The organism is Ruegeria sp. O6 (genome assembly GCF_056535045.1).
The window spans coordinates 73,178-85,918 of record NZ_JBQERM010000017.1; the positions used below are offsets into that span (position 1 = coordinate 73,178).

Here is a 12,741-nt window from a genome sequence, read left to right on the forward strand (position 1 = left end):
GGTTATCGTGCACCAGTATCTTTTGTTTTGTCAGGCGCTTTCTCATCCAGCTTTTCGTAGCTTGTTAATGACAGACTGGGCGTTCTGATTGCCCGTCAGATTTCTCAGAAAACTTGACAGATCTCTTTCTTCTACCAGCTTTGCCGCTTTCCCCGGTGAAAACCAGTGACGCGTCCGTTCTTCCCGTTCTTTCCAACGCCGCTTCAGTTTTTCAACGACCATGGGATAGAGGGTAACGCGGCAGCGAACGCTATTCGCGCCCTCAAAGCGCTTGTCGTAGAAAAATTGGCCAATCGGCTGTTTCGAGATTGCCCCGACTGCACCTGCTTCTTCCAGAGCTTCAATTTCGGCGGCATGCCAAGGTTTCTTTCCTTCCATCAACCAACCTTTTGGGATGACCCACCGCCCAGTATCGCGCGAAGTCACCATCAGAACGCGTAGTTTTCCATCCCTGTCCCAGCGCATCGGAAGTGCTGCAATCTGGTCTGTTATGTTGCCGTCGCTCATGCTGCCCTCAATGACACGGTATCAATAGCGCACCCAGAATAACCTTCAGTCGTTAACGGTGGTTCTTGGGTTTTCACTATGAAACGGTTCAATTCACACATTCTTGCCTTGCGCTTTGGACTCTTCCGAATTGTCACAACCTACTGAGGGTTATGCAACAAAAATTATTGCATTATGCCCGAAATCCCACAAAAGTGGGGTTTGAAACCTGATTGGGTTGTTGGATGTCCAAAACGAAAATACGTGCCAAAACGATTGAGAAGGGACGGGGTAGGGTAAAAAAATCCGACCGGCGCCAGCAAATACTGCTGGAGTTGAAGCTTCGCCCGCACGTTCGCATCAATGAATTGGCCCAGCGTTTCAACGTCTCCAACGAGACGGTGCGCAGGGATTTTGACGCCCTGTCGAATGACGGCCTGATCGCACGCGCGCACGGAGGGGCATCTGCCCCGGCACAAGGGCATTATCCAGGTCTGGACGAGCGAGCCAACGCGCGGATTGAGGAGCGCGAACGCATAGGTATCAGCGCGGCGGGACTGGTTCGTGATGGTGAAACGGTCATGATCGATTCCGGTTCGACCACAATCGAAATGGCCCGTGCATTGGCCTATCTCGGCACTCCTTGCACAGTGATTACGAATTCAATCCCGGTGGCAATGACCCTCGGCCATGGGGCTGCCGAGGTTCTGCTTTGTCCAGGAGAATATCTGGCAACCGAATCTGCGACGATTGGAACCGAAACGCTGGAATTCCTGTCTCGGTTCAATGTCGACAGATGCATGATCGGCTCGTCAGGTTTTTCGGTCGAAGGCCCTTCAGAAACCGTGCGCGGCTTTGCGGCTGTCAAAAGAATGATGCTGACGCGCGCAGCAAATCGACATCTTTTAATCGATTCAGGGAAATTTGGCCGTAAAGGCCTGTCTCAGGTCGGAGACCTGACCAACCTGGATTCCATAGTTTCCGACACGAAACCAACAGGAGAGTTGCTTAACGCGATCAACGGTGCCGAGGTTGATATTCTTGTCGCCCCGTAAACACAGAAATGAATGACGAACAGCGGACTGCAAAAAGACCGCGCATGACTGGGAGGAAAACATGAAGATAGACATCAGATTATTGGTTGGGGCATCGGCAATTGCGCTCATGTCGCTTTCCGGGACAGCTTCGGCGCAAGATTGCCCGAGGGGTGATCTGGACGAGCGGTTTTGCGACGTCGATGGGGATTTGATTGCGGATATCCCCACAGATTCTTCCCAGCTAATTGATCCTGACACCCTGATTTTTGCCTATACACCGGTCGAAGACCCAGCCGTATACAAAACCGCGTGGTCTGACTTTCTAGAGCATCTGAAGGCTGAGACAGGCAAGGACGTGGTCTTTTTTCCGGTCCAAAACAACGCCGCCCAGATCGAGGCGATGCGGTCGGGACGCCTGCATATTGCGGGCTTCAACACCGGGTCCAACCCACTGGCAGTAAACTGTGCCGGGTTCCGACCGTTTACGATTATGGCCTCAAAAGACGGTAACTTCGGTTATGAAATGGAGATCATCACCTACCCAGGCTCGGGCATCGAAAAGGTTGAGGATATCAAAGGTAAGCAACTTGCCTTCACGTCACCCACGTCCAACTCGGGCTTCAAAGCACCGTCGGCGATCCTGAAAAGTGACTTTGATCTTCTGCCCGATCGCGACTTCGAACCCGTCTATTCGGGAAAGCACGACAACTCGATCCTTGGTGTGGCGAACAAGGACTATCCAGCGGCATCGATTGCAAATTCGGTAAAGGCACGGATGATTTTGCGGGATGTGATCAAGGAGGAAGATGTTGTTACGATTTACAAATCGCAGACCTTCCCAACCACCGGATTTGGCACTGTCTACAACCTGACGCCCGAATTGCAGGAGAAAATCCGCAATGCTTTCTTCAACTTCGAGTGGGAAGGGACGACGCTTGAAGCGGAGTTTTCCAAGTCGAACGAAGGCCAATTTCTTGAGATGACTTACCAGGAATTCTGGGACGTCATTCGCAAAATTGACGCGGCAAACGGCGTCTCCTACGCCTGCCAATAAGTCTTGCTTAATCCAGCGGGCCTGAAAAGGCCCGCTAATCACCCTAATCGGGGGCAATTTATGCTGCGTCTTCAAAAGCTGACGAAAACCTACAAGACCGGAGATCAGGCACTGAAGGCCATCGATCTTGAGGTACCCAAAGGGCAGGTGCTTGCACTGATTGGACCCTCGGGCGCGGGAAAATCGACCATGATCCGTTGCATCAACCGCTTGGTTGAACCCACAAGCGGCGGTGTTCTTCTGGATGACATGGACCTGACCAAACTCGGGTCGGGTGCGTTGCGGAAAGCACGCCGCGAAATGGGTATGATCTTTCAGGAATATGCTCTGGTCGAACGCCTCACAGTGATGGAAAACGTATTGTCCGGTCGGTTGGGGTATGTCGGATTCTGGCGCAGTTTTCTACGGCGGTATCCGCAGTCGGATGTGGACGAGGCTTTCCGCCTGCTGGACCGGGTGGGGCTGTTGCATATGGCTGACAAACGCGCGGACGAGTTGTCGGGTGGTCAACGCCAAAGGGTCGGTATCTGCCGCGCCCTGATCCAGAACCCAAAGTTGTTGCTGGTCGATGAACCGACCGCGTCGCTGGATCCGAAGACCAGTCGTCAGATCATGCGGCTGATTACCGAGCTGTGTCAGGAGCGCGGGCTGGCAGCCATCATCAACATCCATGACGTGGCACTAGCCCAGATGTTCGTTCCCCGTGTCGTGGGCCTCCGCTTTGGAGAAATCGTGTTTGATGGTCTTCCAACAGGGCTCACCCCGGAAAAGCTGACCGAGATTTACGGTGAGGAAGATTGGGAAGCGACCATCGAAAAAGTGGATGAGGATGAAGATGTCGAGGCTGCAGAATGAGCCATCGAGAACTTGACGACATGCTGGGAAAAGGTTGGCGCAAACCGGCCTTTATTAAAAACACGTTGCTGCGCAGGGCATTGATACTTGGGTTCTTCGCTTACCTGATTGCGGCTTTCATGACCATCGATGTTGATTGGGGCAGGGTCTATGAGGGACTGGACAGGGGATGGGCGTTCGTCCTTGCCTTTACCAGCCCGGATTTCATTTCACGGTGGTCAGATATCTGGGCCGGCCTTCTGGAAAGCATTGTGATGACCGTGGCCGCGTCGGTTGTCGGTATCCTGATTTCGATCCCGATTGGATTGGGGGCTGCACGTAATATCGCCCCGTTGCCAATCTACATAATGTGCCGCGGCATTGTCGCGTTAAGCCGGGCATTGCAGGAAATTATCGTTGCCATTTTGCTTGTGGCCATCTTTGGCTTTGGCCCGCTGGCAGGATTTTTGACGCTGTCTTTCGCAACCATTGGGTTTCTTTCCAAGCTTTTGGCCGAAGATATCGAGGCGATGGACAAAGTTCAGGCTGAGGCGATTCAGGCCTCTGGTGCACGATGGCTGCAATGGATCAACTACGGGGTTCAGCCTCAGATCATGCCTAGGCTTGTGGGTCTTTCCATGTACCGGATCGACATCAATTTCCGGGAAAGCGCTATTCTCGGGCTGGTGGGGGCAGGCGGCATTGGCGCGACACTCAACACCGCGTTTGATCGATATGAATATGATACGGCAGCCGCCATTCTGATCCTTATCATCGGGATCGTCATGGCCCTTGAATACCTTTCCGGAATAATCCGAGCGAGGGTTCAGTAATGCCGGTTCTTGAACGCGACGATACACGAATCTGGCGCAGGCGGACGACCGGCCAAAGCCTGGTTCGCTGGTTTGGATGGCTTCTGGGAGTAGCGGTTTTTGTCTACTGTTGGCAGCTCATTTCGGAATCGACAACCTGGTTTTTCGTCTGGGACGCACCCCGTATCGCCAACGATATCTGGACCCGCGCAACACCTCCGAAATGGGATTATATTACCCAGCTGGGTCGCCCGATCTGGGATACACTGAACATCGCTACACTGGGGACGATCATCGCTCTGTTCATGGCCGTGCCGGTTGCCTTTTTGGCGGCCCGCAATACTACCCCGTCGGCGTTGTTCATCCGCCCCATTGCCTTGTTGGTCATTGTCTCGACCCGCTCAATCAACTCGCTGATCTGGGCGCTGCTATTGATCGCTATCATCGGACCGGGCGTGTTCGCCGGTGTCATAGCAATCGCCATCCGTTCAATCGGGTTCTGCGCTAAACTTCTTTATGAAGCGATTGAAGAGATTGATCACGGTCAGGTCGAGGCGATCACAGCCACCGGTGCTTCGCGGTGGCAAGTCATGGCATATGGGATCGTTCCGCAAATCCTGCCAGCTTTTGCCGGAATTGCGGTCTTTCGTTGGGATATCAATATTCGCGAGTCTACAGTGCTTGGTCTGGTTGGTGCCGGTGGCATCGGGTTGCAGCTCTCGGCCTCGCTTAATGTTCTGGCGTGGCCGCAAGTCAGCCTCATCCTGATTGTAATTCTTTTTGCGGTCATGATCAGCGAATGGGTTTCGGCAAAAGTACGAGGAGCGATCATTTGACCGGATTCTCAGCGCAGGAGGCTTTTAAGGCATACGAAGCCGTCCGGCACCGCCTTCCAGATATTGAACCGAACGACGTGAGCTATCGTCGTATCGAGACCCTTTCCGAAATTATGGATGAGTTTGACGTATTTCTTCTGGATGCGTTCGGGGTTCTCAATATCGGAGAAACAGCAATCCCCGAAACGCCTGAACGGATCAAGTCACTGACGGATGCGGGCAAACGTGTCCTGGTGGTTTCGAATGCCGCAGGGTTTCCTCATGCCACGCTGTTGGAGAAATACACCAGGCTGGGATATGACTTCGCGCCGCAGGATGTGATTACCAGTCGGGCTACGTTGCTGTCCGGGCTGAATGGTCAACATGAGCTGCACTGGGGTTTGATGGCGACACCCAGCGCCGGGCTGCGCGATTTGGAAGATTTGAAACTAACCTATCTGGAGGATGACCCGCAACCCTACGAAACTGTTGATGGTTTTCTGATGATCGGGTCAGCCGCCTGGACCGAAACCCGGCAGGCGATGTTGGAGGCGGCATTGCTAAGCCGACCCCGCCCGGTATTGGTAGGCAACCCGGACATCGTTGCCCCACGCGAGTACGGCTTTTCCAAAGAGCCCGGTCTTTTCGCGCACCGTTTGGCCGACCGAACGGGTGTAGCCCCGCAGTTTTATGGAAAGCCTTTCGGCAATATCTATGATCTTGCCTTTCAGCGACTTGGGCCCGTCGACAAATCCCGCGTTCTGATGGTAGGTGACAGTCTGCATACTGACATTCTGGGCGCGCGTCATGCCGGAGTGGCTTCCGCACTTGTCTCGGATTTTGGGTTCTTCGCCGGGCATGATGTCGAGGAAGCGATCAAACAAGCAGCGATCGTGCCGGATTTTGTCGTAACCCGACCTTAAGATTTTGAAGTAAAGCGTATTTTTGGCAGAGCGAACGGGCAGCGTTGACTTGCAGAATGCGCGCGTAACAATGATTATGTTGCTTTTACAGGACTGCATCTAGTCGGCGAATTTTCTAACGGCGAATACCCATAGTCTCGGAAACTCGAATCCGGTTCTACCGCATCCTAACAATCTGGAACTCAATATTAAGGGTCACTTTCGAGAATTTAAACTTTCTCAGGCTGGAAAAACCGATGTTTTCTTGACTGTTCCATAAACAAAGCTGGTGTCGATCGAAGCTATTCCGCCGATCGGGTGAATTCGGTTTCGAATAAAGTCTTCGTATGCTTCGAGGTCCGATACCAATACCCGCAACTGGTAATCCATTGCGCCGGTCAGCACATGGCATTCTAAAACTTCATCGATCATTCGAACGCGTTTTTCGAATTTCTGCACATCTGTTTCATTGTGCCGCTCAAGCCGGATGCGGACAAAGACGGTAATCGCCATCCCGTATGCGGCAGCGTCCACATCGGCGCTGTATCCTTTGATGACACCGCTGGCCTCAAGGTTTTTGACCCGCCGCAGACACGGTGAAGGAGACAGGTTGACCTCATCAGCAAGATCCTGGTTCGTCATACGCCCGTCCCGCTGCAACGCTCGAATGATCTGCCTGTCTTTGGCGTCCATCTTCTCTCCACTATTAGCATAATATGCCAATATTGATCCTAAACTTGGCATTATTCGCAACCTATTGCTCAAAGTAAAGGCGCAAAGTGATAACAACTTAGATCAGGAGCCCACCGTGACCCGCACAACCGGATTTGCCACTCGCGCCATTCATCATGCCTACAACCCGTTTGAAAACGATGGTGCGCTGACCCCGCCCCTCCACTTGACCTCAACTTTCTCCTTCGAAACCGCAGAGGCTGGCGGGGAAATGTTTGCCGGTGAGCGCGCAGGTCATATCTATAGCCGGATATCGAACCCGACATGTGACCTTCTTGAAAAGCGCATTGCCGTGCTGGAAGGTGCCGAGGCCGGGCTCGCCCTCTCCAGCGGGATGGGCGCAATTACCGCCGTACTTTGGACCCTGTTGTCACCAGGTGACGAAGTCATTGTCGACAAAACGCTTTACGGCTGCACTTTCGCTTTCATGCGCCACGGGCTGGCAAAATGGGGTGTCACTATTACCCATGTCGACATGACGGACCCTGCAAACCTGAAAGCCGCCGTTTCCGAAAAAACCCGCGTCGTCTATTTTGAAACCCCAGCCAATCCAAACATGCGCTTGGTGGATATCGCTGCCAGTTCAGAAATTGCGCATTCTGTTGGTGCGCATGTTGTGGTCGACAATACATATGCCAGCCCCTATCTGACCCGCCCGATCGAGCACGGCGCGGATATCGTCCTGCACTCCGCCACCAAGTATCTGGGCGGGCATGGCGATGTGGTCGCGGGTCTTGTGGTCGGAACCGCCGAGCAGATTTCTGAGATCCGGCTGGTCGGCATGAAAGACATGACAGGCGCAGTGATGGCACCTTTTAACGCAATGCTGATCCTGCGTGGGTTGAAGACACTGAACCTGCGATTGGATCGTCACTGTGCGTCCGCCAAGGTGGTTGCCGATTACCTTCAGGCACACCCTACCGTCAGTGAGGTTTATTTCCCGGGGCTTGAGAGTTTTGCCCAGCACGATGTCGCACAACGCCAGATGTCGCAGCCGGGGGCCATGATCGCCTTTGAAATCAAGTCTGGCCTGTCCGGTGGCATCGAGTTCATGAACCGCCTGAACATGATCCAACGCGCCGTGTCCTTGGGGGATGCAGAAACCCTGATCCAGCACCCGGCATCCATGACTCATTCGACTTATACTGCGGAAGAACGGGCAGAACATGGGATCAGCGACGGTCTGATCCGTCTTTCCGTCGGGCTGGAAGACGTTGATGACATCCTTGCGGATTTGGAGCAAGCTCTGCCCTACCCTGCCCGCAGTGCCGCATGAACCCGGAGACCACCATGCCGAATGATCCCAAGCTGTTGAAAATCGTCGAACAGCGTTTGCTGTGGTTGTCGCATTGGATGATCCACCATGCCAACCATATCCGTCCCAAGGTGGATGGGATCAAGGTTGGTGGTCATCAAGCGTCGTCCGCGTCGATGGTTTCGATCATGACGGCGCTCTACTTCTCGGCTTTGCGTCCCGAAGATCGGGTTGCGGTCAAGCCTCATGCGTCACCGGTTTTCCACGCGATGCAGTACCTTATGGGCAACCAGACCCGCGAGAAGATGGAGAACTTTCGCGGGTTTGGCGGCGTGCAAAGCTATCCCAGCCGGACAAAGGATATCGATGATGTCGACTTTTCGACAGGTTCGGTAGGTTTGGGTGTCGCGATCACCTCGTTTGCTTCGATCATTCAGGACTACGTCAAGGCCAAAAACTGGGGGGCAGATGCCCCGATGGGGCGCATGGTGGCGCTTGTAGGCGACGCTGAACTGGATGAAGGCAACGTATACGAAGCATTGCAGGAAGGCTGGAAAAACGGCCTGCGCAACACGTGGTGGATTATCGACTACAATCGGCAGTCGCTCGACGGCATCGTTCGTGAAGGTTTGTTCGAACGGATCGAGAAAATCTTTGATGCCTTTGGATGGGATGTTGTGCGCGTGAAGCATGGTGTCCTGCAGCGCGCGGCCTTCAAGGAACCTGGCGGTGATCGGCTGCGAGACTGGATTGATGCCTGCTCGAACCAGGAATACTCGGCCCTGACGTTCATGGGTGGCGAGGTTTGGCGAAAGCGCCTCATGGACGATCTTGGGGATCAGGGGGATGTGACGGCGCTGATCGAACGGCGCACAGATGCCGAACTCGCTGCATTGATGGAAAACCTCGGCGGCAACTGCGTCGAGACCATGGCCCAAACCTTTGATGCAATCGAACATGACCGCCCTACCTGTTTCCTGGCCTACACTGTCAAGGGATGGGGCACGCCAATTGCGGGCCACAAGGACAACCACGGCGGACTGATGAACAACAGCCAGTTCGTCGCGTGGCAAGAACATATGGGCGTGCCTGCCGGCAAGGAATGGGAACCTCTCTCGGCAGTGCCGGACCCAGAGGCGTTGAAAGATTTTCTGTCGAAAGTTCCCTTCTTTGCAAAAGGTCCGCGACGCTATTTCGATGGCAAGCTGGATGTTCCATCAATTGACATCGACACAAGCCGCGAAATCTCGACCCAAATGGCTTTCGGCAAGATTTTGGATGACTTGTCGAAGGGCGACAGCCAATTGGCCGAGCGTATCCTGACGACGTCCCCTGATGTCACAGGCACAACAAACCTTGGCCCGTGGGTTAACCGGCGCAAACTGTTTGCCAGATCCGAGCAAGCCGACGCTTTTATTGAACATCGTATCCCCTCGACGGCAAGATGGGAATTTACTCCCGAAGGGCAACATATCGAGCTTGGTATTGCCGAGATGAACCTCTTGTTGCTTTTGGGCGCTGCGGGCCTTTCGCATTCCCTGTTCGGCAAGCGGCTTATCCCGATCGGCACTGTGTATGACCCCTTTGTCAGCCGTGGCCTCGATGCGCTCAATTATGCTTGTTATCAGGATGCGCGCTTTATGCTGGTCGGCACGCCTTCGGGCATAACGCTGGCCCCAGAAGGCGGCGCGCATCAATCCATTGGCACACCTTTGATCGGGATGAGCCAGGACGGGCTGGCGGCCTTTGAGCCAGCCTTTGCTGATGAACTGGCGGTGATCATGGAGTGGGCCTTTGACTACCTGCAGCGTGATGGCGAAGGGCAACCGGACGAACGCACCTGGCTGCGTGACGAAACAGGCGGTTCGGTTTATCTGCGCTTGACGACAAACCCGATTGAACAGCCTGGCAAACGCGTGGGCGATGAGTTCCGTCAAGGTGCCATAGATGGTGCATACTGGCTGCGGAAGCCGGGCCCGAATTGCGAGGTCGTAATCGCTTATCAGGGGGCCGTTGCACCCGAAGCGATCAAAGCCGCTGGCGTGATGGGCGAAGGACGCAAAGACATTGGAGTGCTGGCGGTGACTTCGGCAGACCGGCTAAACGCTGGGTGGACGGCAGCGCAACGGGCGCGTTCGCGCGGCAATCAGGAGGCTCGGTCCCACATCGAAACTTTGATGTCCGGTCTGCCGTGCCACTGCAAGCTGGTTACCGTGATCGACGGACACCCCGCGACATTGTCTTGGCTGGGTGCCGTACAGGGACATCAGACCATCCCATTGGGGGTCGAACATTTTGGTCAGACAGGGACAATTGGCGACCTCTATCGGCACCATTGCATTGACGCGGACGCTATCCTGGAGAAGGTGAATGGTCTGACCCATGGCAAGGCTTTGCTTCGCACATGAGCGGCGGTGTTGGACGTCACAGCCAGGGCCTTACCCTCAGGGTAATTGGGCCCTTTCTGCAGGCGCGCGCTTGGGTTCGAAACCCCGAACGAAAGGCACCTTGTTCGAACCAAACTTTTGGGATCTGAGAAGAATTACGACTCGGGACTAAAGAAAAGATCCGCGCGCCTTTGCTTCTGTCACTACAGGTGCTCAAAACTGTCGTTGGTATGGACCGCCAGGAAAATCAATTTTGCGTGTATTAAGTCGGCCTATGCACGCTATCCGACCGGTTTTTTGGAAATATTCTTATTCATGTATGCGCTTAATAAAAATGGGTCTGTTCCTCTAGAATGTAACTCTTGAATAGCCGTTGATAATGTAGTTTGCAGGAGACACTCCAGTACGCGTTTGCCCCAAAAAGAACACTTTGTTCGAGCAGTTTCAGCGCAATCAATAACACCTAATTTCTAAGACAGAATAATGGCCACCGTTACAACAATCCCCAGACCGTCCGTAAGTTCTCCGCTCAGCTCTATCCAGGGCACCTATGCATATGGTGACGGGAATCCGTCGACCACGACGGTGATTTCCTACAGTTTCGGGCACTTCTCTGATACGCAGGCTTGGTCATCAGAGTATAAGGCGGAGTTCCGTGCGGCGCTGGCCGCAATAGAAGCCGTTGCAAACATTACTTTTGTCGAAGTCACCTCCGGTTCCGCTGACTTGGTTGAGGTTCTCGCGCCTTCTTCATTCTTTGAAAACCCGCGAACTCTCGGATTTCACTATTCGCCATCGAGCGGGACATCCTATGGAGCGTTCAACACGTCATACTGGACTGCTTCTTTCAACGGAAACGGTGATCCGGGCGGGTTTTTCTTTACTACTTTGGTCCATGAATTAGGTCACGCCCTTGGGTTGGGGCATCCTCATGACACCGGATTGGGTACAACCGTGTTGAGCGGTGTAACGTCGCCATTCGACTCGTTTGGGGCGGCGGGCCTCAATCAGGGTGTCTACACTGTGATGTCGTATAACGATGGATGGACTTCACAAAACGGGGGGCTACACTTTAACGCAACGTACGGTGGTTCAACGGGGCTTGGGGCTTTGGATATTGCCGCGTTGCAGGCCATGTATGGGGCGAATACTTCATATAATTCCGGGGGCAATACCTACACACTTCCCTCTGCAAACGTCGCAGGAACTGGGTATCAGGCCATTTGGGATACTGGCGGGATTGACACAATACAACATGTTGGCAGTTCGAACGCACACATAGATCTCCGGGCCGCCACATTGGACTATTCCGTCACCGGAGGTGGGCTGATTTCGCATGCGGCTGGAATAAAAGGTGGTTTCACAATCGCGCATGGCGTTGTGATTGAAAACGCGTCTGGCGGATCGGGTGCTGATACTATTGTCGGCAATACCGCTCAGAACGTCTTGCGCGGGAACGACGGAAACGACACCATTCACTCGCTGTCCAACGGAAGCAATAACAACACCATCTATGGCGGCCAAGGCAACGATATCATTTTTGTGGCCCAAGGTACCGGCGCTGACCAGGTCTTTGGGGACCAGGGCAATGATCTGGCTGTTGTGCAGAGCAACGCAGGCACGTTTACAGGTGGAACCGGCACAGACACTGTCAGATTTGTCAGCGCGATAAGTAACTATTTATTCTTTGAAAACGGCGTTTTGTACGAGTTTTTGGACGTCGTCTCGCGCACAACTTTCACCATTGCAGACGACGTAGAGTTGGTCCAGTTTCTTGACGGGTTACAGCAGTATACCCGGTCGAATATCAAGTCTGCAATGCAGCTTTCAGATATTGATACACAGGGAACGACGTTACAACATGCCAGCCAAGGGCTTTATGTGCTGGATGGTGGAAGTTCGAACATTGCTTTGATTTATGGTGGCCAGTCTATTGGGCAGAACTCGCTAGCGGGCTGGCAGGCGCTTCAGGCCGAAGCCTCGGGCGGTGGCTACAAAGTGCTGTGGCAAAATGCGAACGGGTCATATGCTGAATGGACCACGGATGCCTCGGGGCAATATGTTAGCGGGACCGGCATCGCCAATGTCGTGGATGTCGAGGCCTTTTATGGTGTTGATCTGAACAATGACGGCCAGACCGGCCACGCCATAACCAATATCGAGACCAGCGGGTCGATAACACTCGCGTCTTCAACCCGCGGTGAGTACCTGATCAACGGTACCATCAACCTGACGTATAATGGCAATACAATTGGGCCAGACAGCCTGCCGGGCTGGCAGGCGCTTCAGGCCGAAGCCTCGGGCGGTGGCTACAAGGTGCTGTGGCAAAATGCGAACGGGTCATATGCTGAATGGACCACGGATGCCTCGGGGCAATATGTTAGCGGGACCGGCATCGCCAATGTCGTGGATGTCGAGGCCTTTTAT

Annotated in this window: 11 protein-coding genes; 9 read left to right on the plus strand and 2 right to left on the minus strand. The window is 53.9% G+C overall.

The window, feature by feature from the left end; genetic code table 11:
- Nucleotides 1-42: 42 nt before the first annotated feature.
- Entirely contained in the window at nucleotides 43-507 is a 465-nt protein-coding gene (locus ACR0DY_RS17655) for an NUDIX hydrolase (RefSeq protein ID WP_480483728.1), read from the minus strand.
- Between the two features lie 224 nt (nucleotides 508-731).
- Here ACR0DY_RS17655 and ACR0DY_RS17660 point away from each other — a divergent pair, with 224 nt between their 5' ends.
- The 6 genes from ACR0DY_RS17660 to ACR0DY_RS17685 all read left to right on the plus strand — a co-directional run bounded on the left by ACR0DY_RS17660 (nucleotide 732) and on the right by ACR0DY_RS17685 (nucleotide 5,961).
- Nucleotides 732-1,541, plus strand: coding sequence for a DeoR/GlpR family DNA-binding transcription regulator (locus ACR0DY_RS17660; protein ID WP_480483729.1), 810 nt, complete (start codon nucleotides 732-734; stop codon nucleotides 1,539-1,541).
- A 61-nt stretch (nucleotides 1,542-1,602) separates the two neighbouring features.
- Nucleotides 1,603-2,577 (plus strand): phosphate/phosphite/phosphonate ABC transporter substrate-binding protein, encoded by a 975-nt coding sequence (gene phnD / locus ACR0DY_RS17665; RefSeq protein WP_480483730.1) that lies wholly within the window; start codon nucleotides 1,603-1,605, stop codon nucleotides 2,575-2,577.
- A 60-nt stretch (nucleotides 2,578-2,637) separates the two neighbouring features.
- Complete coding sequence (gene phnC, locus ACR0DY_RS17670; protein WP_267366602.1) at nucleotides 2,638-3,432, plus strand: phosphonate ABC transporter ATP-binding protein; 795 nt, start codon at nucleotides 2,638-2,640, stop codon at nucleotides 3,430-3,432.
- A complete protein-coding gene (gene phnE / locus ACR0DY_RS17675) occupies nucleotides 3,429-4,244 on the plus strand; it encodes a phosphonate ABC transporter, permease protein PhnE (RefSeq protein WP_209507091.1) in 816 nt (271 codons plus the stop codon). Before phnC ends, phnE (ACR0DY_RS17675) begins: the two co-directional genes overlap by 4 nt.
- Nucleotides 4,244-5,059 (plus strand): phosphonate ABC transporter, permease protein PhnE, encoded by an 816-nt coding sequence (gene phnE, locus ACR0DY_RS17680; RefSeq protein ID WP_480547005.1) that lies wholly within the window; start codon nucleotides 4,244-4,246, stop codon nucleotides 5,057-5,059. The genes phnE (ACR0DY_RS17675) and phnE (ACR0DY_RS17680) overlap by 1 nt, the downstream gene beginning before the upstream one ends.
- Nucleotides 5,023-5,961, plus strand: coding sequence for an HAD-IIA family hydrolase (locus ACR0DY_RS17685; RefSeq protein WP_480539138.1), 939 nt, complete (start codon nucleotides 5,023-5,025; stop codon nucleotides 5,959-5,961). Before phnE (ACR0DY_RS17680) ends, ACR0DY_RS17685 begins: the two co-directional genes overlap by 37 nt.
- Nucleotides 5,962-6,180: 219 nt before the next feature.
- Here the strand turns inward: ACR0DY_RS17685 and ACR0DY_RS17690 are convergent, their stop codons facing one another.
- Nucleotides 6,181-6,633, minus strand: coding sequence for an Lrp/AsnC family transcriptional regulator (locus tag ACR0DY_RS17690; RefSeq protein WP_480547002.1), 453 nt, complete (start codon nucleotides 6,631-6,633; stop codon nucleotides 6,181-6,183).
- A gap of 115 nt (nucleotides 6,634-6,748) precedes the next feature.
- Here ACR0DY_RS17690 and ACR0DY_RS17695 point away from each other — a divergent pair, with 115 nt between their 5' ends.
- The 3 genes from ACR0DY_RS17695 to ACR0DY_RS17705 form a co-directional block, all read left to right on the plus strand.
- Nucleotides 6,749-7,948 (plus strand): methionine gamma-lyase, encoded by a 1,200-nt coding sequence (locus tag ACR0DY_RS17695; protein WP_480487510.1) that lies wholly within the window; start codon nucleotides 6,749-6,751, stop codon nucleotides 7,946-7,948.
- A 14-nt stretch (nucleotides 7,949-7,962) separates the two neighbouring features.
- A complete protein-coding gene (locus tag ACR0DY_RS17700) occupies nucleotides 7,963-10,335 on the plus strand; it encodes a 1-deoxy-D-xylulose-5-phosphate synthase N-terminal domain-containing protein (RefSeq protein ID WP_480483737.1) in 2,373 nt (790 codons plus the stop codon).
- 462 nt (nucleotides 10,336-10,797) lie between these two features.
- The coding region (locus ACR0DY_RS17705) for a M10 family metallopeptidase C-terminal domain-containing protein (protein ID WP_480898822.1) at nucleotides 10,798-12,741 on the plus strand (1,944 nt) is incomplete at its 3' end.

Excerpts from the sequence above, each read along its gene's own strand:
- ACR0DY_RS17655 (WP_480483728.1), bottom strand. The coding sequence starts at position 507 with ATGAGCGACGGCAACATAACAGACCAGATTGCAGCACTTCCGATGCGC.
- ACR0DY_RS17660 (WP_480483729.1), top strand. The coding sequence starts at position 732 with ATGTCCAAAACGAAAATACGTGCCAAAACGATTGAGAAGGGACGGGGT.
- phnD (WP_480483730.1), top strand. The coding sequence starts at position 1,603 with ATGAAGATAGACATCAGATTATTGGTTGGGGCATCGGCAATTGCGCTC.
- phnC (WP_267366602.1), top strand. The coding sequence starts at position 2,638 with ATGCTGCGTCTTCAAAAGCTGACGAAAACCTACAAGACCGGAGATCAG.
- phnE (WP_209507091.1), top strand. The coding sequence starts at position 3,429 with ATGAGCCATCGAGAACTTGACGACATGCTGGGAAAAGGTTGGCGCAAA.
- phnE (WP_480547005.1), top strand. The coding sequence starts at position 4,244 with ATGCCGGTTCTTGAACGCGACGATACACGAATCTGGCGCAGGCGGACG.
- ACR0DY_RS17685 (WP_480539138.1), top strand. The coding sequence starts at position 5,023 with ATGGGTTTCGGCAAAAGTACGAGGAGCGATCATTTGACCGGATTCTCA.
- ACR0DY_RS17690 (WP_480547002.1), bottom strand. The coding sequence starts at position 6,633 with ATGGACGCCAAAGACAGGCAGATCATTCGAGCGTTGCAGCGGGACGGG.
- ACR0DY_RS17700 (WP_480483737.1), top strand. The coding sequence starts at position 7,963 with ATGCCGAATGATCCCAAGCTGTTGAAAATCGTCGAACAGCGTTTGCTG.